Below are 23,056 nucleotides of genomic sequence, written 5' to 3'. Positions count from 1 at the left end.
AAGCGAAGTCAAGATCAATCTCATACACGGGCAGGTACTCAAGTCGACGGAGCGGCGGACAATCTCAGGCACCTGAGACGAGGTGAGAACCCACACTGGTGTGGGCGATGCGGCGCTCGACGGCGCAGCGCCTGGTCGAGTCGGCCCGTACGGCGGCCCGCGGGAGTGAGGTGGAGCAGGACGTCTTCTACACCGAGGCAGGGCGGGTGGTGGGGCGCGGGCCCGCCGGACCTGTGCACCCCGAGGTGATGCGGCGGGTCCTGGAGGATCCGGACGCCGAGCTCGACCAGGGTGAGGACCGCCGACGGCGGCGCGGGGCGGGGCGGTGAGCATGGTCGCGGCCACGGCCATGGGCGCGGGCGAAGTCGGCGGCGAGCGGCTCGTCGACGCGCTCGCCACCCTCATGCCCGGCTTCGACTGGACCGGCGTCGCCGCAGATGCGCGGCGGGCCGAGGAGGCGGGCGAGTTCGACGGGTGGATCCGAGCCGGGGCCGTCGACCCGCTCGGCCTGCTCCAGGCGGCCGGTCCCGAGGAGATGGCCGCCGCGCGCCACGCCGCTGCGGTGCTGGCGGGGATCGGTGGCCTCTATGTGATGCACGGGCTCGGGATGCCCGACAACCCCGCCCTCGGCCGCCTGCGGGCGGTGCTGGAGGAGTCCGGCTTCTCCCTGATCGCGGCCCAGATGGTGCCGATGATGATCAACCCGTCGGGCATCGTGCAGGCCCTGACCATGTGCCTTGCCCCCGAGATCGCCGCGCTCGCTGGCTGGTTGGAGTCGGTGCTGGCCGAACAGGCCGGCACCGGGGGGCTGCTGCGGCTGCCCGGTGCCAAGGAGGAGGGACCGAAGGCGTTCATGCAGGCATGGATCGGCCACCTCCACGAGCTCGCCGACCGGGCCCGCGCCCGCCGCACCGCCACCACCCAGGACACCAACGGCCCGCGGCCGTCACCGGACCCATCTTCACGGCCGCGTTAGTAGCGTTCTGCAGTCCCGTCTCCGGCTCGCCCTTCTGTGGTGCCGTGCCCGGTACGGGCCGGAACGGTTTACCGTGTCACGTCATGACGGTCTTGATCATCGGCGGAAGCGGCTTCCTGGGCGCCGAGTTGGTCCGGCAGGCAGCCAGGGCCGGTCACGCAACGGCCGCGACCTACGCGACCAGGCCCGGCACCGCTTCCCACGCCGCCTGGTACCCGCTTGACCTGCGGAACGCCGCCCGGGTGGAGGCCGTCATGGCCGAAGTCGGCGCGGATCTCGTCGTCAACGCGTCGAGCGGCGACGCCGACTGGGCGGTGACGGCGCAGGGGGCCGTCCGGCTGGCGATGGCGGCGGCGAAGTACGGAAGCCGCCTGGTCCACGTGTCCAGCGACGCGGTGTTCTCCGGCGCCCGCGTCCACTACGACGAGTCATGCCTGCCTGACCCCGTCACCCCGTACGGGGCGGCAAAGGCGGCAGCGGAGACCGGGATCCTCCTCGTGCATCCGCAGGCCGTCGTCGCCCGCACGTCGCTGATCATCGGCAACGGCGATTCCGTGCACGAGCGCATCGTGCACGAACTGGCCGCCGGTACCCGCGACGGCGCCCTGTTCACCGACGACATCCGCTGCCCGGTACGCGTCGCCGACCTGGCCGCCGCCCTCCTGGAACTCGCGTGCGGCGACACGGCCGGCGTCCACCACCTCGCAGGGCCCGACCCTGTGAGCCGTCACGAGCTCGGCATCCTCATCGCCACACGTGACGGCCTGGACGCCTCCCGGCTCCCCACAGGCCTGCGCTCCCGCAGCACCCTTCCCGGCGCCCTCGACGTACGCCTCGACAGCCGAGCCACCCAGCGGAAACTACGCACCACGCTGCGCGGTGCCCACCAGTTCTGCACCACACCAGCATGACCACCCCGCCCGGCTCCCGTGCACGTCCGCGTGCCGGAGCGCGGCCCGCCGGTGCCGTCCGGCACCGGCGGGTCTTGCCGGGAAGGGTTTTAGTTGAGCATCGCGGCGGAGCCCGCCGGTCGTCAGCGCCGACGGAGGGCGAACGCCACGGCGAGCGCGGCGATCAGCGCCGAGGCCACCCCGCCCACCGCCCCGATCGGCCCGGTCAACGAGGGGTGGGCCAGGCACAGGTAGAGCGTGGCGCCCAGAACGAGGGCGATGACGATCCCCAGCACCAGGAGCAGCACGGGGTCCGTGGCCGGGGGCGGCGCGGCCGGCGGCTGCTGGGGCTGGTTGGTACCGGTGGACATGCGGGTTTCCTCTCTGGGATGCCTGCGGAACGGTCCGCAGGCGGGACGCGGGGCATCAGTGGCCCGCACCCCCTTCTTGGCGTCGCGGGGTGCCAGGCGGACAGCTGGGTGCGAGACGGCGGGGTCAAGGCCCGCAGCTCGGCCGGGGTCACTGCCCGGCGGGCGCGGTCTTCTTCCTGGGCTTGCGCGGCCGTGTGATGGCGGTGCGCTGGTACTGATGGACCAGGGTGAAGCCGAGCGGGGAGAGCGGGGCTTTGGTGCGGTGCTCGCGTCGCTCGACGAGCCCGAGGGCGACGAGCTTCTTCAGCCCGCGTTCGTGGGTGTCAGGGGACCAGCCGTACCACTCGGGGGCTTTCTCCGCGGGGAAGGGCGACCAGTTCTTCTCACGGGCGACGACCAAGAACAGGGCCAGGCCCGGCAGGTCCAGGTTCTCGTCACGGCCCTGCGTCCAGAACGTGGTCGGGATCTGCAGGAAGCGGTTTTCCTCCGTGTCGCCCACGGGGCGGTTGTAGGGCTTCCCGGTACCGTCCTCGCGCAGGAGAGTGACCGTGATCATGGTTCCGCTGCGGCTGCACTCGATCAGCTTGCGCGCCTGCAGCCGACGCAGGGCCCGCCACGCACCGGTGCGGGCGGACTGGTCGGTCGCGGTCTCGTGGATGTCCATCAGCCGCGCCCACACCGCGCTGTCGTGCGTGGTCGACCAGCCGTTGTCCCCGTTGCTGCACGCGGCCACGATGATCAGGTAGGCCTTGAGTCCCCGCAGGTCCCTCCCGTTCACGAAGTCCTTCAGGGGCCCGTGGCGGCTGGCGGCTCCCTTGTTCGCCTGGACGAAGGTCTTGCGCAGCGGCACGTTGGCCCGGATCGCACGGGCGAGGACCGCCGTACGCGTGTCCCGCCCGGTCGCGGTCTCCTGCATGTCCCGCTCGGCGGGCGTCGTCGTCTTCACGCAGCAGAAGGTAGCCATCTGGGCCCTCCAGCCCCAAACGTTTGAGCGTCTGAAAGCCTGATGAGGTAGCGGCTGACCATGGACGTCCCAGCGGGTGCATGAGAGAGCCGATGAGAGAACCATGTGGCAGATCCAAGTGGGAGATCCAGGTGAAAGGTCGACTGGAAGATCCGATGTCTGGGACGGCGGACGCCTCGGCTCCACGACCCGGATGCCCGGCCAGCGCCGTCATGGCACGTCGGCGGACGTGACCGACCACTTCGCTTCTCGGCCGTCGTCCCTCTGCGAGGCCGGGCACGTTGCGTGAAGCCCACGACGCGTGGCCGCAATCGGCCCTCTGAGCGCCTTTCAGGCACCGCTCGGTCCCCGAGGGCGTTCCGCACCCGGAAAGGCGCAGACGGAGGTACGGCGGCTGAGCGGACGGGCCGGTCGAGGCGCGTCTCCAGGATGACCAGACCGTCCGGTCGTTGTTGAACTCGACCGTGCCGTAGGGAAGGTGCTGCTCGACTACAAGACGGGGCGCAGCCGCTCGGGCCACCACCTGGGCCCGTAGGCCGGTCTCGGGCGTATGAGCCACTGGGTGCGAGACCTCGGCCCGCAGGAGCGTAGAACACCCGGCCGGACGCCATCTGGTGGCCGTGCTGGCCGCCGGTCGACGATGTCCAGGAAGAATCACAGACGGGGGTGGGATGTGGAGCTGGGAGCGTTCTTCAGCAGCGGCGACGAATGGGGCGAGTCGTGGGTGCTCCACATCGGGCTGATCGAGTCGCTGCGGTTCGGTCCTCCGGACGGTCACACCGACCTGGACGTGGCGATCGCGCTGACCCGGCTCCTGTACGACGACTTCGTCTCCTACGGGACCGACGGCCGGGACAGGCACCTGAACAACGACACCGTGCCCGTCGTCATCAAGGCCCACCGCGCCGTGATCGAGCGTCTCGCTCTCAAGCCGCCAGCGTGGCCGTTCAGGACATTCGACGGCCCGCGCGGCTTCGGCTCGTACTGGCGCGACCACGATATGAGCGGCAGCTGGAAAGCCCGCCGGGACTGCGTGGAGAAGATCCTCGGCCCGACCAGGGACGCGCTGGAGGAACTGCAGGAGCTGGAGTACGAGAGCCGGTTCCGCAACGGTCCGGCGGGCAGCTTCAAGAACCTGATCTTCGCCGCCGACGGTGAAAAGCCCGAAATGGTGCTGCGGGACGCGGTGAACAACGACGTGGAGATCGTCCGCAACGCGCACACCTGCCTGGTGTTCACCGATCCGCTGCCGCCGCAGGGCCTTACCTGGCGGCAGATGGTCGCCTGGTGGACGGCGAACCACCAGCCGGACACCGATGAGAAGACCGCCGCGAGCGGTCTGTACCGGCGCCTGTACCGGTCGCTGGACTCCGTGCCCGAGCAGCTGGTGATGCGGACGTACTGCGCCCGCTACGCCGAGGACGGCGGCTTCGACCTGCCCGCGCTGATCCCGCAGGTCTACCTCCACTACGACCCCTACACCCGCCGCAGCGGCAAGCAGTCCGGCGCGCTGCCCCGTCAGCGCATGGACTTCCTGCTCCTGGCCCCCGACCGGGCCCGCGTCGTCATCGAGGTCGACGGCGTCCAGCACTACGGCCGCCCCAACCCACCCGACGAGGGGCGGATCACGCACACCGCCGTAACGCGGCTGTACGCGGAGATGGTCGCCGAAGACCGCCGGCTGGGGCTGGCCGGATACGAGATCTACCGCTTCGGCGGCTGGGAACTCACCCAGCCCCACGCCGAACAGATGGTGGCGGACTTCTTCACCGAACTCCTCGCCCGGCACCGGAAACCGGCCTTGTAGATCGATGTCGTCTCGCTGCGGGGCCGTGCCGTGGAGGCCATGCTCATTCGCCCGCTGATCGGAAGCGTTGCTGTTCGAAGGCAGCCGGTGAGGAGCCCGCCGTGCCTGGAGGCCGGGCGCCGGGAGAGGGTATGCGGCGGGACCGGTCCGCTTCGGACCGGTCCCGTCAGGTACAGGCCCGGTGTCAACGGGTCTGCGGTGTCCCTGCGTTGCTTCGGTTTGCGGCCAGTAGCGTGTCAGGGAGACCCGAGGGCCGGGGCGGTGTGTGGGGGGAACCAAGCGGTGACGGCGTCCCTCTGCCTGCATGTGATGCGTACCAGGCGTGGAACGTGGGGTTGCGCCGGAGACGAGGTCCCGGTGTCCACCGGTGGTCTCAGCTCTCCCTCGGCACGAGGCGGGAGAAGAACTCCTTCGCTGCCTGTGTGTCGAGGTCCCCGTTCGTGATCGCGGACCGCCGTAGCGCTTCGCCGGACACCTGGGCGGGGATGCCGAGCTGCTTGTCCGCCTCGCTCATGACTTCGCCGAGGTACCAATGGGCCGAGGTCGGGAAGTGCTGGATGAACCAGCTGATCATCTTCGCCAGGGGCAGCGACAGGATGAGGTCGAAGCCCTTGAGCTCACCGCCCCGGCGTTTGGCGGTGCGCAGCGAGGTGGTGAAGTCCTCCAGGACGGCGTGGCGGAGGGTCGGTCCGAGGGCGTCGGTGGGGATGATCTGCCGGAGGCTGTCGGCGACTTCGAAGGCGAGCTGGTCGGCTACTTCCCGCACGCTCGGCTCGTTGCGGTGGCGCAGCGCCCAGCGCTTGCGGGTGTCGGGGCGCTTCCACAGCAGGCGGAAGAAGGTCTCGCTGAGCCGGTCGCGGATCTGGGCGGCCCCCGGGGCGAGACGGTGGCGGTCGCCGGCCGACATGGCCTCCTTCAGCCCCTCGGAGGAGCGGCGCCGGGCTTCGGCCCAGTCTTCGGCGACCGGGCGGGACCACTGTGCGCGGCCGCCGACGGTCGCCTGGGGCAGGGGGATGTCGTTCTCGCCGCGGGAGATGTAGCCGCGCAGGGTGGAGGCCGTGATGCCGCCCAGTGCGGCCATCTCGGGCACGCCGAGCAGCCGGTCCCCGGCGAGTTCGGGACTGGCCAGGTCGACGACGCACCGCGCCAGCGGCCGGGGGTCGTCCTGCTTCTGGTGGCGCTGCGCCCACCGGGTCAGGTCGTCGATCCAGTTCTCCGGCTTGGCGGTGGCCGGATCGAAGGTGGCGACCTTGTGCAGGTGGGCGCGGTCGGGGTGGGCGTGGCCGTCGAGCAGGTCGGCGGCGTGGACGGTGGCGGTGGCGCGTGCCGTGTGGCGTGCGTAGTCCTCGGTGACCGGGTCCCAGATCTGGCCGGGCCGATACCAGGTGTCACCGTCCCACCAGTAGCCGCCGGCCCGGAACATGAGCGGCGCGCCGGACCAGTAGGTGTGCAGGCTTGCGGTGTCCTCGTCGCGGAGGAGGAGGACGGTGCGGCCGTGCTCGGGATGGTGGCGCACGGCCCAGCCCAGGTGGTGGGCGATGGGGTCGGTGGTGAAGGCCAGCCAGCCTCCTGCGTGGGAGGTGTCGCAGCGGCCCCACATGCCTTCGCCCTTGTTGCGGCCGACCGCCTCGATGGCTTCGGGGCCGTCGTCGAGCGGCAGGTGCGAGTCGTCGACGAACGGCAGACCGGGCACCGGGTGGTCCGTCCGCAGGCCGTTCGCGAGCGGGCGAATGTCGTAGACCAACGTGCTCCCCCTCCTCAACTCAACTGCTGTACTTAGCTACAGCACTGCTGATGCGCAGTAGTACACGACTGGAAAGCAGATCGACACAGCGAATTCGAGACAGATTCCCGCAGCGGCGACACAGACGTCCTCAACAGAGCCGACGCCTTCGAACGCTGGACGCCCCGACGCCGCTCATCCCGGACTGCGGAGCCAGGGCCCGCCAACCCAACGCACAACGTCCATGGGCCCGGGACGCAGGACTGCAATGGGGATATCTTCTAGTCCTTGTCCTGCGCGTGAAGTGCAGGCGGCAAGGGCGGGAGCCAGGATCGACGGGGGCGGGCTGTGAGCAGACAGGACCGGGCGGATGCGGTGGACCGAGAGATGGCCAAGCACCTTCTGCCCGATGAGGTTCTGCGGGCGCTGGCCCGGTGGTGGGGTCAGAACGCTGCAAGGCTCCCCGACAATACGCCCGGCGCGCACACGGTCCCCTACGCACCCGGCCGGTGGGCACAGATCACGCCCTGGCCCCCAGCCCTGGCCTCCCCTTCAGGCGCCGGCGACGCCGCAGTCAGCCGGGCGCAGGTGACATCAATCGTCGAGGACGCACTGCGGCGCGAAGCCTTCACAGAGGCCCTGGTGGCCACCTATGTGTGGGGGAAGGGGAAGAGCGGCTCCCCCGGCGGCAGCGGACCGGCCACGCTGCGAACGATCCTGACCGCGGACAGCCTGGAAGCGGTGCTGGCCAGTGCGGTCACCGCACTGAGCGAGCACAGCGCACAAGCCGCCTACGCGGCACTCCGCGGCCGCGTTCCCCAGCTTGGGCCGTCCTTCTTCACCAAGTTCCTCTACTTCGCCGGCAAGACAGTCCCGCCGGCGAACGGCCCCCAGCCGCTCATCCTCGACCGCGTCCTGGCCCACCGCATGCGGTCCCTGGCCTCAACGGTCGGCCGGGAAACGGGCCACGACCCCGACGGCTCGATGGCCCGCTGGGTCTGGAGAGACCAGGACTGGTCACCCCACCGCTACCAGGTCTACCTCTCCTTCATGCACGCCGCCGCCCACCAGGCAGCGTCCACCGACGGCTGGCCGTCCGACGCCTCACCCGACCTACTCGAATACGCACTGTTCAACATCGCGTGGACGTGAACACCCGGGCGCGGCACGCCTACCGCGCTGCCGAAACGGCAGGTCCGAAACAGCAGCCGCATCGGCCGCCGCCCGCACAGGCTGCGCGCGCATAACCGTACGCCCGACGTACCCGATGCGCCCTGGCAGGTGTTCCGGCGCGGTTCGGTAATCGGGTTGAACCGGTGTCGGTGAGGCAAGAGACTTGCGCGGTGTTCATGGAGCTGTCGCCCCGCGATCTGACCTGGGACGAGGTGGACCCCGCCCGTCATCCTTTCGACAGCGAGTCAGCGGCACGGGTGGTCAGATCGCTCGGACCGGCCGGGCGGGTGCCCCCACGCCCCGACGTCCCGCCGGGTGACCGCGCCGTGCACGACTGGGGCTGGGAGGAGGCCGGGCCCTGGGCCGACGCCATGACCCACGCGCTGGCCGAGCACTACGGTCGCTGGGTCGCCGGCTGGCGCTGGGCGCACGACGAAGGGGACTTCGACGGAGGGCCGGTCGGCAGCTGGAGCCGCCCCCAGTACTCGGTCACCACCCCGGACGAGACCCTCGACCAGGTGACCGCAGCACTGTGCGAGTGGCGGGAGTGGCTGGAGAGCCTGGCCGCACGGTTCGAGGCCTACCCGCTAAGCCTGGCCGACATCGACGACCAGCGGATCCTGTGGGACCGCACCGCCCGCAACCTGATCCTGCACGTCACCGACCGCACCGGCTGCGGCAGCGGCTGGTACGCGCACTGCCATCAGGTACTGAGCTGGTTCCTCAGCCGCTGGGGTGTCCCGGCCGACGACGCCGAGCGCCTCGTGGAGCAGGCGATCGGCGGCCGGTTCGAAAGCTGGACCGGTCCCGACCCGGTGCTGGTCGAGGACATCGCCGAACGCATCGCGGACGCCGTACGGCCGGACGCGGCCGCTCGAGTCTGTGCGTCGCCGCTACCCGACCACCTGAAGCGCTGGCTCGCCGTGCGGGACGCCGTGCCGTGGCATGAGGCCGCCGACAGCACCGGGGACGCACCGGTGACACCGTCCTGTGACGGAATGGCGGAGGAGATCCGCACCTTCGACGCCGTCCTGGACCCCGCCCGCGGACAGGGCCTGCTCACCGCCCTGGAACTGATGCGGGCCGACGCCGCGCGCGGAGCCCGGCTGGACTTCGCCCTCATCCAGCGCTGGCAGCAACACGTCCTGGCCACGCCCGGCCTGCCGCCCTTGCGCGGCCTGCCCGCCTTCGCCAAGTACGGCCGGGAGCGCTACGGCATCGCCCCGGACACCCGCGCACGTCTCGACGCCTGCCTCGCCGAGAGCGCCAAGGACGCCATACGTCCCCTCCCGCTGACCGCCCGGGCCGCACGCGCCTTCCTCGACGTCTGCTTCTTCCACCCCTTCGACGACGGCAACGCCCGCTCCGCCCTCCTCACCCTCCTCTTCGTCCTCGCCCGCGAAGACGTCGCACTCGACAGCGTGCAACTGCTACGCCGGGTCTCCTTCCACGCCGACGACCCGCAAGACGCACTGATCCTCGCCCGGTACATCGACTTCCACCTGCGCGAAACCCGACGACGAACCACCAACCCGACTCCCTGAGAGGCTTAAGGGCCGGCGACCGGCCCCCTTAAGTGTCGCGGGGCCGTCCATGTCCGAGTCCGACGAGCCGGTGGCGGAGGGGTAGCGCGCAGCCTCAAACTGTTCGCGGAGCGGGGGCTTCGGGCCGTGAAGGATCGAGCCGGGCAATGAGGATGCAGCCGACCCGCTGGAGTTCCTCGTCGTGCTCGATGCTCTGGAACCTGCCACCGCGCCGGGGCTGGGCCAGTTGCTCGCGGAGCAGAGGCAGGGCGGGTGCCGCGAGGGGGCCCATGCTGTCCAGGCAGGCCACGACGTGGTTGGAGGTCGCGGGGTTCTTGGCCATGGCCTGCAGCAGGGCGTCCAGGACGGCCGCCGCTTCGGTCTCGCCACCGATCTCCCAGAGTGCGGCCGCGCAGTGCACCCGGACCCATTCGTAGTCGTGCGTCAGAAGGTCCCGCAGGCGCGGAAGTGCGGCGGCGGCGGGCGGGCCTATCTCGCCGAGCAGGTCAGCCGCGTCGCTGATCCGGAAGGTGATGCGGTCGTCGAGGAGATCGAGCAGGAGCGGCATGACCTCGGCCAGGTCACTGCCGACGGCCCACAGCGCGGCGACGGCGGCAGGCCGTACGTGCGCGTCGGTGGCGGTGGTCAGCGATCGGATCGTGCCCTTGGCGCCGGCCGCGGCTGAGCCGAACGCCCGCAGTGCCTTCAGGGCTGATTTCGTGACGCGGTGCTGCTCATGGCCCATCGCGGCGCCGAGCGTGTCCACGACCTCCGGAACCGCGGCCGGGTCGCCCAGCGCGGTCAGGGCGGAGAGGATCACGTTGGCGCTCATCTCGGTCGACTGCTGGGAGAGGTCGATCCGGCGCAGGTGGTCGCAGAGCCGTGGCACCAACTGGTCCGCTGCCTGTGGCAGATGACCTGCGACCTGGATCGCACGCCATGCGTCGATGTCGCTGTCCAGCGCGGCCAGCAGACTCGGCAGCGCTCGCCTGTCGCCGAGGCGCGCCAGGGCCCGGACGGCTTCCTGGTGGGTTCTGCGCAGCGGCGCCTGCGGTGCGGCCCATACGTGTGGGCCGTGCGCCGCGCGGTGGGTGCCGATGTGCGCGGCGAGTGCCTCCCGGGCTGGGGCGGCGATCGGGTGGCAGGAGGCCAGGACGGTCGCGGCCTCGGCGGCGACCTCCTGGTCGGCCGTGGCGAGCTGGTCGGCGACCAGCATCAGGAGCCGGGTGTGGTCCCCGCGCCAGGTGCGCATCAGCTCCCCGCTCATGCGGACCGCGTCCAGGCGGGAGCCGGGGTCGGGGCTGCTCAGTTGCTCCGCCAGCACCGTGGTGCGCTCGGCCACCCGGGCGCCCAGGGCTTCGTGGAACGTCCGCAGCAGGGCCGTGGTCGGTGCGTACACGCGCGTGTGCCGGTCGAGATCCTCGAAGGCGGCGACGATCTGGGGCGCAACGCCGTCCCTGGGTGCCGCCGGGCGGCTCGGGCCCGATGCAATGGGCCGCACGGCTATGGCTCGGACGGTCTCGCGCAGCAAGCCGACGGCGGCCGGTACGACGCCCTCGCCGATCTCGTCGGGCGCACAGCGGGCCCGCTGGACAAGGGCGCCGAGCCGGGTCGCCGGACCCTGGACCGGGTCGGCGGCGAGATCAGCGAGCCAGTCCCTCACCTGCTGCGACGCGGTCGGCAGGCGCAGTGCCAGGGTGGCCGCCGCCTCCACGATCCGAAGCCGCGCCGCGATACCTTTCTCGGCGGCCAGCCGCCCGCGCAGCGTGGCGATGGCTTGGTCGGCGTCGTCGAGGAAGAGCCCGAGCCCGGCAATCGTGGCCAGGCGAACGTCCGGGTCGGGGTCGCGGGCGAGTTCGGCGAACTGCGCACCCCGCTCGCGCAGGAAGGCAACGGCCTGCGCGCAGCCCGTCGGGGGGTAGTACTCGATCTCGGTGCCGTCGTCCTCAAAGCCCCGGTCGAGGGACTCCCGGCCGATGCTGACCATCAGCGCGACGACGGCGGCCCGATCGGGCGTGGCGCTGCCTTTGGCCAGCTCGAACAGGAAGGGCAGGCTGGCTGCCGTGGGTGGGTAGACACTGCCCTGGTGGTGGACCGCGCTGTAGAAGCGGTCGAGGGCCTTGCGGCGTTCCTCGGCGTCCGGGGAGCGCAGCGCCGTGAGCAGCGCCGGTACCTCCTCGGCCGAGCCGTACGCGTGCTCCATCGACGCCCAGTCGATGTCATGAAGTCCGTCGAACATGATCAGAACCATGCCAGGCGGCACTGACAAGGCCCGCGTGCTCATGCCCGCCCACGGTAGAGCGTCTACACCAGGACGGCCGGCACGGCGTCCTCGGCCGTCCAGTCCCCCTCGAACAGGGCGGCGACCAGGCGTACGTGATGGTCGGGGAGCTGGTCGGCGCGGTGCCGGTGGCGGGCCTTGGCCAGCCAAGCGCCGAGTTTGACGGTGTCGCCGTCGACGCGGATGGTCTCCCGGGCGGCAGGGATGCGGCCCTCGCGGTGCAGGAAAAGCTCCAGTAGCTGGACGGTCTCCTCGAACGTTCGGCGAGTACGGCGGGCGGGAGCCAGCGGGTTCGCCTCGGGGGTGAGGTCGAGCGCGGTCATCAGTTGTTGCTGGCCGTAAGCGAGGGCCGACCAGGTGGTGAGCTGGTGCCCCAGCCAGGAGCCGATCTTCACGCCGGCGAGGACGGTGTCACGGGGGAGGGTGGCGGGGTCGGCGCCGGTGGCGAGGTGGGCGCGCAGGAGGTGGTATTTGCGGTGCCAGTCCGCTCCGTGCGGCAGGCGCCAGTCGGGGGCGAGTGCGGCGAGGGCCTCGGCGGCAGCGCGAACGCCTACGACTACTGCTACGGCGACCCGGTCAACTGTTACGACCTGGACGGCCGCATGGCCGGCGCGTTCGTCGTCGCCGCAGCGGGCCTCAGCCTCAGTGAGGTGCTGATCGTCGTGGGCGCGGCCTTCGTGATCGCCCTCGCCGCCTACGCGCTGTGGTACGGCGTAAGCGCGGCTGTCTACAAACTGCGTGTCGCCTTCAAGCACCGCAAGAAGGACGAGACCCACAAGACACAGAAGAACAGGAAGGGACACCGCGGGGGCAAGTCCAAGAACACCCGAGGCAAGCACGAGAAGGGCGACGCCCATGGCGGTCGTAAGAAGTTCGACAACCCGAACAAGCGTAAGCGCTGACGCGTAACGGCTCCGGCCGTTCGGTCCAGGGGCGTGTGCCAGGCTGGCACACGCCCCGGCGCACGTACGGACACGAGCCCGGAAAGCAAGACGAGAGGAAACCTTCATGTCCGAGGACAATGCTGCGGCCGATGCCGAACGGCAGTGGGCGGCGGGGAATCACGCTGCCGCGCTGGCTCTCTACCTGGAAGCATGGACCACCCGGGACGATGACGTCGCGGAGCAGATGCTGGATCTGGTGAAGGACTGGGGAGACACCGACGCCGCCCTCCAGGCGCTCTCCGCCGCCACGGCGGCAGGCAACTCCGTGGCGTATGAGCCGTGGGCCGATGTGCTGATCCAACTCGACCGGCCCGAGGAAGCGGTCTCGGTTCTCCAGGAGGCGCAGCGGAACGGCCGGGACGTGACCCTGTGGATCGCCGGGGTCCTGGCGGACGAGATCGAGGACCGGTCTCGCGCCGACGAGTACTACCGGCGGGCGCTGGCCGAGAACAACCCGCGCGCCTTGAACGACTACGGCGTCTTCCTGAGTGAGGACGGCGAACGGCTGGAGGAGGCCGCGGAGCTGCTACGTCGCGCGGTGGACCAGGGCGACACCCTGGCGGCCGGCAACCTCGGCCGAGTCCTGCTCGAACAGGACAAGGCCGCGGAGGCCGTCGAGTGGCTGCGGCAGGCACTAGAGGCCGGCGACCGCTCCGTCCTGGTCGAACTCGGCGCGGCCGAGAACGACATGGGGGACGCAGAATGGGCGGGACGTCACCTGCGGGAGGCTCTTGAGGAGGATCTGTCCGGTGCGCGTTTCGCCTACGCCGTTCATCTGGCCGACACCGGCGCCCTGCGGGAGGCGGTGACCTACTACGAGGCCGCCCTCGATCAGGATGAGGAGACGAACTCGTATCTGAATCTAGCGCTCCTCCACGAAGACCTCGAGCAGCCCGAGCAGGCCGACCGGCGCTACCGGGACGCCATCGAGCACGGGGACGAGGAAGCCTTTACGCACTACGCGCAGTTCCTTGCCGACCAGGACCGAGCCGAAGAGCTCGGTACGCTGGTGACCCGGGCGGCAGCACTCGAGCTCGCTCCAGAGCACCTGGCTGAATTGCGTCGCCTCGCCAGCAAGGACCGCCCCGGAGGCGTCTGACCGGGCACCCCCACGCCTGTCGCAAATGCTGCGGGAGGCGTTCGTAGTCGCGTACATTGCGGCGGGCGTCGTGATCCATCCCGGCGCCGGTTCGACAGGCCGGCGGTGGGCAGGACGACGAACCGGACGGGCGGGGGGGGGGCCCCCCCCAGGGGGGGGGGGGGCCGCCGCCCGGGGGGGGTGGTGTGGGCTCGGGGGGGGCCCCCAGGAGAACCCACAAAAAGACGGGGCGGGGGCCCCCCCCCCGGGCGGGGGGGGGGCCGCCCCCCCCCCCGGCCGGCGGGGCTCCCCCCCCCCGGGGGGGGGAAACCCACGGCCGTCCGGTTCTGCTTGGGGCACAGTCGTGCGCGATCCCTGGTAGACCCCAGTAAAGGCGTGCTCGGGCACCCGCCCGGTGGCCGGTCATCCAGCCGCCCGCCTTCTGGACCGTCAGGCCATGCCCCCTGACGCTGAGGACTCTCCCCTCCTGGACGTCGGCGTTCGCGTGGGCCGGCGTCGTGCCGGGCAGGACGACGGCGGCCGCGAGCATCACAGAGGCGGCGAAGGACCTGATCGTGTTTCCCACGCCCCGCTCAACGCCCCCCGGCCCGCTCGGGCAACCGGGGGCGTCGGCGGGATTCACCGGCCCCGGTCACCGAGCACGCGGCGACTGACAGCCGAGCTGGCGGCACCCGGTGTGCGCGCGGCGCCGGCCGCCTGGTCCTCGGAGACGGTGACCGGCTCGGCGGGCAGACGCCGCACAGGCAGCGGGGTGAACGTGGGCGTGGGCAGGGTGGCCGCGGCGGGGCCGGTGCCGAGGTGGCGGCGCGAGAGGTTCATCCCCGGATCATTGCTGTCCGGCAGCGCGCAGGCCAACCGCCGTCTCATCGAATGCAGTCGGCCGATCTGACGGATGGGCACTACGCCGCGTCATCACAGGCTCCGCATTAGACGGCCCCGCGTGCGCGCGGCCGACATCCGGACCGTGGCCAGGTCGGCGCTGAAAGCTCCACGCCAGGCCGTCCCACGTGACGCCCGCCCCCGCACCCAGTCACCCCGCCTCGCAGCCCAACGCCGCACCCGCCCGACTCCGGAAACAAAACCGAGGGTACCTCTCACGTGGTGGCCAGCGCGGGTTCGCGGTTCTCGGTGAATGTGCTGTGCCGGTAGAAGGAGTACGCCTTGCTCACTGCCTGGAGGAGGTTGGCAAGGGCGAGGGCCGCCCACAGGGCGGCGAGGCCGCCGGCTGCGGCTACCGGAGCGGCGACAGCGGCCAGGACTGCATAGCAGACGAAGGTCGACACGAAACTCGGTACGGTGCGCTTGAGACCGATGAGGCCGAAGCCGACGACTGCCTGCAGTGCGTCGGTGACGACCACGGCCAGTACCAGAGGCAGAAGGTCCGTGATCTGTAGCCGCACATCAACATCCCGGGTGAACAGCGGTACGACCCGTGAACTGAGGACGATCACCGTTGCCGCTGTGAACACCACGACGACCAGTGCCAGCCACGTTCCCGCTCGAACACCGCGCCGGACGCGCTCGCTGTCGAGCTTCGTCGCGTGGTCGGAGATCAGGGGGATGGTGGCCTGGCCAACCGCCACCGCGGCTGTGAAGAGGAGGTTGACCAGGCAGATGCCGACGCTGTGCACCGCAGCGCTGTCCGTCCCGATCCTCGCCGCCGCGAAGGTCAATACGCCCAGGACCGCGAACTTGACGAGTACCGTGCCGGCCAGCGGAACGCCCACGGTGGCCAGCGTCCAGATCTGCTTCACATGAGGCCAGCCCGGACACAGAGAGCGGCCGATGAGCACGGAGGAGCGGCGGATGGCCAGCTGGTTGACAAAGGCGCTGATCACGCTGGAGGCGAGCATGGCGATGCCTGCCCCGGTCAGGCCGTAACTGGGCAGCGGTCCGGGACCGCCCACGAGGAGGACGGACAGCGTGGTGGAGGCGGCGGTGCCGAGCAGCCCGGCCCGCATCACCGACGTTGAGTGGCCCAGCGCCACCAGGACGGACGTGGCTGACGAGCTCACCGCGATGGCGAGCACACTGCCGGCCAGGAGCAAAGGGAAGATCCCCAGCTGGGCGAGGGTGGTGTGGGCAACCCCGGCCGCTCGGCCGAGCAGAGGAACAGACGCGACCGCCGCCGCGGCGACGGCGCCGACGGTGATCGCGAGCCATGTGCCGCTGCGCACCACGGGCAGGAGAAGGTCAGGGTCCTCCTTGCTCGGCGTGACAAAGGGCATCACGCCACGCAGCGCGCCCGCCACCGTGGCGGTGGCGGGGCTGAACACGGCCATGGCGACGGCGAAGGCCGCGAGGGTGGCGGTGGCGTGGTTACCGAGCAGCGCGGTGTCGACCAGAGCGCCGGCTGAGGCGGCGATCATCGTCAGGTAGAGCGGGAGCGCTGCCGCCGCTATCCCGTACCACGTACCGCGTCCGGCTGGTCCGGGCCTGATGCTGATCACGGTTCGATCATCACATTGCGGGAGCCGACCGCTCAGCGGAAATGGCGAACTTGAAACTGTCAGCTCGGCCGGCAGGCTACGGATTCTTCGCCCAGCTGGTAGCGGGTTTGCGGCCGACGGTTGGGGCCCCCGTGACCGGCACAGAACGCGGGGCCTGAAGGGCCGCCGCCGTCGAAAGGTGGACCCGGCCCGGCTGATGTCCGCTCGTCGCGGTTCAGCCCCGGCGACAGCGGGCAATGAGCTGAGCGCCCTCAGCGGTGAGCAACCGCGGCATGAGCCGACGCAGCGCTGCCGCATGCTGCTGGACGCGCTTGAGCGTGGCTCGCCGGGTCGGGGCCGAGCCAGGAACGTCTTGAGCGGGACCGCATCCGCTCAAGACGTACAAGTCGTCCAGCCATACCCCCCTGGCCCGCACCCCGTCCGATGCGACCGGGGCGATCAGCGTCGTCACCTGGGGCTCGTGCCCGTCCAGGAACCAGACCTCCACGTCGAGACCGCTGCCGTGGAAGAGAAGCCCGCTGTCGGTCTGCTCCGGACCCCAGAAGCCCGCGTCGTCGACCAGGAACGCGAACTCAGCACCCGCCTCCGCCCGAAACACCTCGGAGAGACCCCTACGACATCCCATACCTCGATACTCCGAGACCACCAGCACAGGCAGAAGACCTCAACTCGGTCAACCTTCGCGCTCACCGCACCAGCGAGCCTCCTGCCGTCCGAAGCGCTGACGGGTACGGGAACCCGGCCACAGGCGATCAGCCGCTGGAGCGCCCGCCGTCAGGGCGCCCCAGCGCGGGGCCGAGCTTGGTCGCGATGTCGGTGAGGATCTGTACGTAGTCCTCGTGCCGGAAGGTGAACGGCAGCGCGAACGCCACCTCGTCCACCTCGCCGAACCCCGCGTGCGCGTGCAGCCGCTCGGCGATCTCCTCGCTGGTGCCCACCAGGTCCGGTGCGAACAGCAGCCGGGCCGGGCCCTGCGGTGAGGCCGTACGGGGTAGCCGGGCGGCGGCGAACTCGGCGTAGCGCGCCCGCTGTCCGGCCGTAGCGGAGTCGGTCGGGATCACCACCAGGCCCTGGGAGACCCGGGCCGCCGCCCCCTCGGGGTGCCGCGCTCGGAACTCCCGGATCTGGGCCGCCTGGATCGCCGCGAAGTCCAGCGGCGCGTCGGGGTCCTCGGCCTTGACCACACTGCTGGTGAGCAGGTTCATGCCCTGCTCACCGGCCCAGCGCGCCGAGGCCAGGCTGCCGCCGCCGTACCACATGCGCCGGGCGAGGCCGGGAGAATGCGGCTGGACGATATCGGAGTACTCCTCGAAGCCTTCGGCGCCCTTGAAGTCGGTGGCCGGCTCCCCCGCGACGAAGTCGAGAAGCCGCCGCACTCGCCCGTACCCGAAGTCCTCCGCCTCGGCGGAGGCCGGATAGAGCGCCTCCTTGACCTGGTCGTAGTGGATCGGCGGTCCGGCGCTGACCCCGGGGTTGAGGCGGCCGCCGGAGAGCACGTCCACCGTGGCCAGGTCCTCGGCGAGGCGCAGCGGGTTCTCCCAGCCCAGCGGGATCACCGCCGTGCCCAGTTCGATACGCCGGGTGCGCTGCGAGGCCGCCGCCAGCACGGCGACGGGCGACGAGATGCCGTGCTGGAGGTGCCGGTGCCGCACCCAGGCGCTGTCGAAGCCCAGTTGCTCGCCCAGCTCGATGATCTCCAGCGTGTCGGCGTGTCCCCGGGCGGGCTCCGCGGGATCGAAAAGTCCGATCGTCAAAAACCCCAGCTTGCGCAGCGGACGCGACATGGACGCCACGGCCTCCTCCACTCGGACGGCACTCGAAGCGCTCCGGCCGCACTTCGGCCGGGAACGAGCCCGATTCTCGCAGCCGAATGTGACAACCGTGTGATCGCAATGACGGCGCGCAGCCGTGGATCACGGTTCCGGGGGCCGCCGCCCGCGTACCCCGGTTCCCGACGCTGCCACACCGGTGGCATGAATGGCGTCAGCGGTGGCCCAGAAAAGCTGGGCACCTACTGTCTGCGGGCCTGGCGGGCCGAGCTGGGGTGAGTGTGCTTTGACCGCCGTGCCCTGCCCCAACCACCGGCGCAGCCGATCCCGCTTTCCGCCAGGGCGTAGACGACGGCACGCACGGAGCGCGCGGCGTCCTACGGCTCTGCGTGCAGACCACCATGCCGGCGAAGCAGGGTGCACTCGAAGCCGCACATCGCGTCATTCCGAAGAAACGCGAAACTCGAATTCGGGACGATCCCACGGCACGGCGGGCGGGTTCGCGCGTGCGGTCCCGGTCCGTACCGCGCCTACGCGGTGGTAGAAGTCTTCGGCGGGAAGGTGCGAGACGACCCTGACCCGGTCGAGCCCGGCGGCACGGGCCTCGGACCGCATGTGCGCGACGAGTAGCCGTCCGATACCCCGTCCTTGCACTTCGTCGGCGACGAATAGCAGGTCAAGCTCCGGTGGATCGAGGACCAGCGAGTAGAACCCGAGGACCCGGCCTCCGGGCTCGTCGGCGGCGACGGCCACAAAGACGCGGTGGGCCTCGATGTAATCAGGACCGACCCGGTAGCCCGCGACTGCGGCTGCGTACTTGCCCGCGTAGGCGCCTGAGCCACGCACGAGCCGCGTGAGCCGTTTGGCGTCCCGCGCGACGGCCCTCCGTATGGTGATCGGCTGACTGACCGGGGAAGGGCGTGAACTCATCGGGAAAGTATTTCGCACCGGGGAAGGTTTTTGTGCGGCGGGTCGACTGTCCGCGCAGGCGCTGCGGCATCAGCATGCGTAACGCCCTGTGGGTGTACTTGTTCGGTTCCCCCTGGGCCGAGAGCTTCCTCTGGCAGGTACGACGGGTCAGTCGGAGACGGTGTGCCAGGCGGTTTCGGCGTCCTGTGCGGTGAGGTGGACGGCGAAGACCTGGTCGAGGCCGACGATGCGCAGGATCCGGCTCAGGTGGGCGGGGACGGCGGCCAGGACGACGGTCGCGTTCGCGGCCAGGGCGTGGTTGCGGGCGGTGATCAGGACCGTGATGCCGGTGGAGTCGCAGAAGGCGAGGCCGCCGAGGTCGAGAACGAGCTGCTGGCCCGTACTCGGAGTCAGGCCGGCCAGCACGGCGCGCACTTCCGGCGCGGTGTGGTGGTCCAGTTCTCCGATGACTTCGAGGACCGGGCCGGCAGGGGTGGTGCGGGTGCGAAGGGTCAGGTGCTTGGTCACTGCTGCTCTTCACTGGGGGTTCGGGGTACGTGGACGGCCAGGACGGCGGTGTCGTCGTCTACGCCGGTGCCGAAGGTGTCGAGCAGGTCGCGGACTGAGCTGATGGTGTCCGAGGCAGTGGTGGGGGCGAGCTGGCGGCCGAAGTCGAGGAGGGCGTCGTCGCCGTAGCGCTCCTTGCCGCCCGGGACGGCGTGGGTGTGGGCTTCGGTGAGGCCATCGGTGTGCAGGAGCAGGGTGTCGCCGGGGGCGAGGTGGACGGTGGTGGTGGCGATGTGCGCGTCGGGCAGGACGCCGATGAGCTGTCCGCCGGGGGTGGGCAGGTAGTCGGCGGTGCCGTCGGCGCGCATCAGCAGGGCTGGGGGGTGGCCGCCGCTGGCCAGAGTGATCCGGAAGCCGCCCCGGAGAGGGTCGGGGGTGAGCAGGCCGAAGACGACGGTGCAAAAGCGGGGGTCGGTCCCCTGGTACTCGTGGTTGAGGACCGTGTTGAGGTTGGCGAGGACGGCGGCCGGGGCCGGGTCGTAGACGGCGGCGGCACGCAGGGTGTAGCGGGCCAGGGAGGTGACGGCCGCAGCGGCGGCGCCCTTGCCGCACACGTCGCCCAGGAACAGCCCCCAGGTGCCGTCGGCCAGCGGGAAGAGGTCGTAGAAGTCGCCGCCGACCTCGTCGACGGAGGCGATGTGGTAGTACGCGTCAACGTCCAGGCCGGGCACGTTCGCCAGCACGGGCGGCAGCAGGGTCTTTTGCAGGGTGGTGTTGAGGAGCTTGAGGCGGTCGCGCTCGAGGTCGGCTTCCCGGCGGGCGCGCAGCAGTTCCGTCTCGTAGGCGCGGCGGTCTCGGGCGTCGAAGACGGTGGTGCGGATCAGCAGCGCCTGTCCGTCGCTGCCGGTCTTGACCGTCGAGGTGACCATCACGGGCAGGCGGGAGCCATCAGCGGCCTTGAGTTCCAGGGCGATGCCGCTGATCTCGCGCTGCATCCGCAGCAGCGGGGCGAAGTGGGTCTCGTGGTAGAGCTTGCCGCCGACGGTCAGCAGATCGGAGAAGTGCCTGCGGCCCACCAGGTCGTCCCGCTCGTAGCCGAGCCAGTCCAGCAGCGTGGCGTTGATCTTGGCGATCCTGCCGTCCAGCAGCGTGGAGAGGTAGCCGCACGGGGCGCGCTCGTAGAGATCCTCGGCACTGTCTTCCAGCAGCGCGGAGAACCGGGCCTCCTCATCCAACGGTGCCCGGTCCCTGCTGCCCGCCGCGTCACCCGCCTCGCACATCACCGTGCCGCCCCCGCGAACGCCGCGATGGCCGCCACGGTCTCCTCGGGGGCGGCGAGCTGAGGGCAGTGCCCCGTCGCGTTCAGCGTGACCAGACGGCTTCCAGGTATGTGCGCCTGGACGAAGGCGCCCACCTCCGGCGGAGCGATCGCATCGCTGGAGCACTGGGCGACCAGGGTGGGCACCCGCACAGCCGCTAGATCGGCGCGGTTGTCGGACAGGAACGTCACCCGGGCGAAGACCCGTGCGATCTGCGGGTCCGTACGGCAGAAGCTGTTCGTCAGCTCCTCACCCAGCTCAGGCCGATCCGGGTTACCCATGATCACCGGCGCCATCGCGCCCGACCAGCCGAGATAGTTCGCGTCCAGCGACTCCAGCAGCTCATCGATGTCCGCAGCGCTGAAACCACCCCGATACCCGGTGGCCGGATCATCGACGAAGCAGGGAGAGGGGGCGAGCAGCACCAGCCCGGCGAACGCCTCCGGCTCGCGCGCGGCGGCCAGCACGCCCATCATCGCGCTCACCGAATGCCCCACGAACGTGACCGGCCCCAGCGCCAGCTCCCGGCACACCCCCAGCACGTCATCGACGTACCCGTCCAGCGACCCGTACCGCTCCCGGCTCCAGGCCGACATCTGCGAGCTGCCCGAGCCCACGTGATCGAAAAGGACGACGGTGAAGTCCCGCTCCAGCGCCGGCACCACCAGACGCCACATGTTCTGATCGCACCCGAACCCGTGCGCCAGCACGACCACCGGTGCACCGGGCCGCCCGGTCACCCTCACATGGTTCCTGCTCCGCACATCCATGCCCACCATCGTCGCAGACGGCTCCGGGGGTGATCGCGTCGCCATCCGGAGCCTGGCGCCGGGGTGGAGAGCGTTCGTTTCCCGCGGGAGTTCAGGTGCCCCGAACCGGTGAACAAACGCCGCCCGTTCTCGGGTTCTGGCACAAATCTTGGGGAGTCGTCACGGAGCGTTACCCCATTGTTCGACTGCGAGGGGAAGGGTTCACGTGAGACCGCGTACACCTTGGCGTCCGACGATCTAAACTGACGCCCCGTCATAATTAAACTGATCAGTTGTCCCGAGGTACCGAGGCCGGCCACCACCGTACTGGCGGATCAGAGATCAACGATGGTGGGACGGGGGCCGGGACAGCGTCACACGGTGAAGACGCGTTCGACTTGGTCGCGCTGCGTGTGCAGGTCCCAGTAGAGGGGGGCCATCTCCTCGGCCGAGGCCGCCGGTACTCCGGGCGGGCCGTCCGTGCCGATCCACACGCCGATGGCGACGTGCGCGGCCTGGACGCCGGTGTCGGCCAGTTCCTTGTGCAGGCTGAGTACCCAGTTACGCAGCGCGGCCTGGGCGGCGTTGAGGTTGCCGAGCATCGGAGTGGGGTCGACCGCGCCGGCGCCGTTGGTGTAGAGCAGGGTGCCGGCGCCGGCCTCGCGCATCACGGGCAGCACGGCCCGCGTGGCGGCAATGGCCCCGTAGAGCAGGATGTCCATCGCCCACTGCACATCGGACGGGTTGGTCTCGGACGGAGTGGTGAGCGGCGTGGATTCGAGACTCCCGCCTGGGGAGTACTCCAGGACGTCGATGCCGCCGAAGCGGGTGGCGGCGTCCTTGAGCGCCTGGGTGAGTGCGTCATGGTCGAGTACGTCCGCGGGGAACGCGGCGGCGGTGATGCCTTCGGCGTCGAGCCGGCCGGCCAGGTCGTTGAGCTTGTCGCGGTTGCGGGCGATGAGAGCGACGTCGAAGCCGTGGGAGCCGAAGGTACGGGCGATGGCCAGGCCCATACCGGGGCCGGCTCCGACGATGGCGATGCTGGGCACAGTGAATTCCTTTGCTGGGAAGTCCTTGGGAAAGGGGGGTGGGCCGGGGCGGGGCACATGCCGTTGCCGGTGCCCTCACCGTCCGTAGGCGTCGACGAAATGGTTGTCGTGGGCTTCGTGAAGCCGGTTCAGGTCACGCTCGTTCACAGTGGCGAGCTGTGCGAAGTACTCCTCCCGCGGTACACCTGGTGAGAGTGCCATCAGGAGGGTGGCAGGTTCGGCGCGCTCCTTCCGGAGGGCGTGGACGTCGCCCACCGCGGCATGTGCGGTGTCGCCGGGCAGCAGTGTGCGCCAGGCATGCCCATCGAAATAGTCGACTTCACCTTCTTCAACGATGAAGGTCTCGCTGAAGGTCGTGTGAAAGTGCGGGGCAGGTCCCCGGCTGGAGGGCGACATGTGCCACCGGTAGATGCTCACGATTCCGCTGGTCTCCGCCGGACCCGCGAGGACTTCGATGGTCGATCCGCTGGCGCCCAGCCGGATCGTTCGCGTCTGTTGGGCTCGCTCGGGCTCCTTGCAACACCGGGCGATCGACTTGGTGTCGGTCATGACC

At 70.4% G+C, this 23,056-nt stretch carries 23 protein-coding genes; 8 read left to right on the top strand and 15 right to left on the bottom strand.

Features of this window, described 5'->3' with window-relative positions; all coding sequences use genetic code 11:
* The first annotated feature begins 107 nt into the window (after positions 1-107).
* From EV284_RS05950 to EV284_RS05940, 3 genes are all read left to right on the top strand, one after another.
* Positions 108-329 carry a hypothetical protein gene (locus tag EV284_RS05950; RefSeq protein WP_130330893.1) on the top strand — a complete coding sequence of 74 codons (222 nt, stop codon included), beginning with the start codon at positions 108-110 and terminating at the stop codon, positions 327-329.
* A complete protein-coding gene (locus tag EV284_RS05945) occupies positions 326-976 on the top strand; it encodes a hypothetical protein (RefSeq protein WP_130330891.1) in 651 nt (216 codons plus the stop codon). Before EV284_RS05950 ends, EV284_RS05945 begins: the two co-directional genes overlap by 4 nt.
* 83 nt (positions 977-1,059) lie before the next feature.
* Positions 1,060-1,887, top strand: coding sequence for a sugar nucleotide-binding protein (locus EV284_RS05940; protein WP_130330889.1), 828 nt, complete (start codon positions 1,060-1,062; stop codon positions 1,885-1,887).
* 122 nt (positions 1,888-2,009) lie between these two features.
* On the opposite strand, the gene EV284_RS05935 is transcribed toward EV284_RS05940, so the two are convergent.
* Positions 2,010-2,237 carry a hypothetical protein gene (locus EV284_RS05935; RefSeq protein WP_130330887.1) on the bottom strand — a complete coding sequence of 76 codons (228 nt, stop codon included), beginning with the start codon at positions 2,235-2,237 and terminating at the stop codon, positions 2,010-2,012.
* Between the two features lie 148 nt (positions 2,238-2,385).
* Positions 2,386-3,183, bottom strand: a complete 798-nt coding sequence (locus EV284_RS05930; protein ID WP_130330886.1) for a hypothetical protein — start codon at positions 3,181-3,183, stop codon at positions 2,386-2,388.
* A gap of 691 nt (positions 3,184-3,874) precedes the next feature.
* On the opposite strand from EV284_RS05930, the gene EV284_RS05925 reads away from it, so the two are divergent.
* Positions 3,875-5,008 carry a hypothetical protein gene (locus EV284_RS05925; RefSeq protein WP_242625590.1) on the top strand — a complete coding sequence of 378 codons (1,134 nt, stop codon included), beginning with the start codon at positions 3,875-3,877 and terminating at the stop codon, positions 5,006-5,008.
* Between the two features lie 373 nt (positions 5,009-5,381).
* Here the strand turns inward: EV284_RS05925 and EV284_RS05920 are convergent, their stop codons facing one another.
* Entirely contained in the window at positions 5,382-6,752 is a 1,371-nt protein-coding gene (locus tag EV284_RS05920) for a hypothetical protein (RefSeq protein ID WP_130330882.1), read from the bottom strand.
* 366 nt (positions 6,753-7,118) lie between these two features.
* Here EV284_RS05920 and EV284_RS05915 point away from each other — a divergent pair, with 366 nt between their 5' ends.
* Positions 7,119-7,883 carry a hypothetical protein gene (locus tag EV284_RS05915; protein ID WP_347402174.1) on the top strand — a complete coding sequence of 255 codons (765 nt, stop codon included), beginning with the start codon at positions 7,119-7,121 and terminating at the stop codon, positions 7,881-7,883.
* A 197-nt stretch (positions 7,884-8,080) separates the two neighbouring features.
* Complete coding sequence (locus EV284_RS05910) at positions 8,081-9,448, top strand: Fic family protein (RefSeq protein ID WP_130331154.1); 1,368 nt, start codon at positions 8,081-8,083, stop codon at positions 9,446-9,448.
* Positions 9,449-9,542: 94 nt separating this feature from the next.
* Here EV284_RS05910 and EV284_RS05905 read toward each other — a convergent pair whose 3' ends face one another.
* Both EV284_RS05905 and EV284_RS05900 read right to left on the bottom strand, forming a co-directional pair.
* Entirely contained in the window at positions 9,543-11,666 is a 2,124-nt protein-coding gene (locus tag EV284_RS05905) for a HEAT repeat domain-containing protein (RefSeq protein WP_242625588.1), read from the bottom strand.
* 65 nt (positions 11,667-11,731) lie between these two features.
* Positions 11,732-12,103, bottom strand: coding sequence for a helicase associated domain-containing protein (locus tag EV284_RS05900; RefSeq protein ID WP_242625587.1), 372 nt, complete (start codon positions 12,101-12,103; stop codon positions 11,732-11,734).
* 81 nt (positions 12,104-12,184) lie between these two features.
* Between EV284_RS05900 and EV284_RS32615 the strand changes: the two genes are divergently transcribed.
* Complete coding sequence (locus tag EV284_RS32615; protein ID WP_165425414.1) at positions 12,185-12,610, top strand: hypothetical protein; 426 nt, start codon at positions 12,185-12,187, stop codon at positions 12,608-12,610.
* Positions 12,611-12,716: 106 nt separating this feature from the next.
* Positions 12,717-13,751, top strand: a complete 1,035-nt coding sequence (locus EV284_RS05895; protein WP_130330878.1) for a tetratricopeptide repeat protein — start codon at positions 12,717-12,719, stop codon at positions 13,749-13,751.
* Positions 13,752-14,369: 618 nt separating this feature from the next.
* Here the strand turns inward: EV284_RS05895 and EV284_RS05880 are convergent.
* The 10 genes from EV284_RS05880 to EV284_RS05835 form a co-directional block, all read right to left on the bottom strand.
* Positions 14,370-14,570: a hypothetical protein gene (locus tag EV284_RS05880; protein ID WP_130330876.1), complete on the bottom strand. Its 201-nt coding sequence runs from the start codon at positions 14,568-14,570 to the stop codon at positions 14,370-14,372.
* Between the two features lie 275 nt (positions 14,571-14,845).
* Positions 14,846-16,201, bottom strand: coding sequence for an MATE family efflux transporter (locus EV284_RS05875; protein WP_242625586.1), 1,356 nt, complete (start codon positions 16,199-16,201; stop codon positions 14,846-14,848).
* 214 nt (positions 16,202-16,415) lie between these two features.
* Positions 16,416-16,826 carry a hypothetical protein gene (locus EV284_RS05870; protein WP_242625585.1) on the bottom strand — a complete coding sequence of 137 codons (411 nt, stop codon included), beginning with the start codon at positions 16,824-16,826 and terminating at the stop codon, positions 16,416-16,418.
* Between the two features lie 127 nt (positions 16,827-16,953).
* Positions 16,954-17,994: an LLM class flavin-dependent oxidoreductase gene (locus tag EV284_RS05865; protein WP_130330872.1), complete on the bottom strand. Its 1,041-nt coding sequence runs from the start codon at positions 17,992-17,994 to the stop codon at positions 16,954-16,956.
* Between the two features lie 417 nt (positions 17,995-18,411).
* On the bottom strand, positions 18,412-18,900 hold the full coding sequence (locus EV284_RS05860; protein ID WP_165425459.1) for a GNAT family N-acetyltransferase: 489 nt from the start codon (positions 18,898-18,900) through the stop codon (positions 18,412-18,414).
* A 147-nt stretch (positions 18,901-19,047) separates the two neighbouring features.
* Positions 19,048-19,407 (bottom strand): STAS domain-containing protein, encoded by a 360-nt coding sequence (locus EV284_RS05855; protein WP_130330868.1) that lies wholly within the window; start codon positions 19,405-19,407, stop codon positions 19,048-19,050.
* Complete coding sequence (locus EV284_RS05850; protein WP_130330866.1) at positions 19,404-20,666, bottom strand: SpoIIE family protein phosphatase; 1,263 nt, start codon at positions 20,664-20,666, stop codon at positions 19,404-19,406. The genes EV284_RS05855 and EV284_RS05850 overlap by 4 nt, the downstream gene beginning before the upstream one ends.
* Positions 20,666-21,475, bottom strand: a complete 810-nt coding sequence (locus EV284_RS05845) for an alpha/beta hydrolase (RefSeq protein WP_130330864.1) — start codon at positions 21,473-21,475, stop codon at positions 20,666-20,668. Before EV284_RS05845 ends, EV284_RS05850 begins: the two co-directional genes overlap by 1 nt.
* A gap of 353 nt (positions 21,476-21,828) precedes the next feature.
* Positions 21,829-22,503: an SDR family NAD(P)-dependent oxidoreductase gene (locus EV284_RS05840; RefSeq protein WP_130330862.1), complete on the bottom strand. Its 675-nt coding sequence runs from the start codon at positions 22,501-22,503 to the stop codon at positions 21,829-21,831.
* Positions 22,504-22,578: 75 nt separating this feature from the next.
* A complete protein-coding gene (locus EV284_RS05835; protein ID WP_130330860.1) occupies positions 22,579-23,052 on the bottom strand; it encodes a cupin domain-containing protein in 474 nt (157 codons plus the stop codon).
* Positions 23,053-23,056: the final 4 nt, after the last annotated feature.

The organism is Streptomyces sp. BK022 (assembly GCF_004217355.1).
Classification (GTDB): Bacteria; Actinomycetota; Actinomycetes; order Streptomycetales; family Streptomycetaceae; genus Streptomyces; species Streptomyces griseoluteus.
This window is presented reverse-complemented; position numbering and strand designations above follow the sequence as displayed.

Excerpts from the sequence above, each read along its gene's own strand:
- EV284_RS05860 (WP_165425459.1), bottom strand. The coding sequence starts at position 18,900 with ATGAGTTCACGCCCTTCCCCGGTCAGTCAGCCGATCACCATACGGAGG.
- EV284_RS05870 (WP_242625585.1), bottom strand. The coding sequence starts at position 16,826 with ATGGGATGTCGTAGGGGTCTCTCCGAGGTGTTTCGGGCGGAGGCGGGT.
- EV284_RS05910 (WP_130331154.1), top strand. The coding sequence starts at position 8,081 with ATGGAGCTGTCGCCCCGCGATCTGACCTGGGACGAGGTGGACCCCGCC.
- EV284_RS05915 (WP_347402174.1), top strand. The coding sequence starts at position 7,119 with ATGGCCAAGCACCTTCTGCCCGATGAGGTTCTGCGGGCGCTGGCCCGG.
- EV284_RS05905 (WP_242625588.1), bottom strand. The coding sequence starts at position 11,666 with ATGTTCGACGGACTTCATGACATCGACTGGGCGTCGATGGAGCACGCG.
- EV284_RS05935 (WP_130330887.1), bottom strand. The coding sequence starts at position 2,237 with ATGTCCACCGGTACCAACCAGCCCCAGCAGCCGCCGGCCGCGCCGCCC.
- EV284_RS05895 (WP_130330878.1), top strand. The coding sequence starts at position 12,717 with ATGTCCGAGGACAATGCTGCGGCCGATGCCGAACGGCAGTGGGCGGCG.
- EV284_RS05940 (WP_130330889.1), top strand. The coding sequence starts at position 1,060 with ATGACGGTCTTGATCATCGGCGGAAGCGGCTTCCTGGGCGCCGAGTTG.
- EV284_RS05835 (WP_130330860.1), bottom strand. The coding sequence starts at position 23,052 with ATGACCGACACCAAGTCGATCGCCCGGTGTTGCAAGGAGCCCGAGCGA.
- EV284_RS05950 (WP_130330893.1), top strand. The coding sequence starts at position 108 with ATGCGGCGCTCGACGGCGCAGCGCCTGGTCGAGTCGGCCCGTACGGCG.
- EV284_RS05850 (WP_130330866.1), bottom strand. The coding sequence starts at position 20,666 with ATGTGCGAGGCGGGTGACGCGGCGGGCAGCAGGGACCGGGCACCGTTG.
- EV284_RS05880 (WP_130330876.1), bottom strand. The coding sequence starts at position 14,570 with ATGAACCTCTCGCGCCGCCACCTCGGCACCGGCCCCGCCGCGGCCACC.
- EV284_RS05845 (WP_130330864.1), bottom strand. The coding sequence starts at position 21,475 with ATGGATGTGCGGAGCAGGAACCATGTGAGGGTGACCGGGCGGCCCGGT.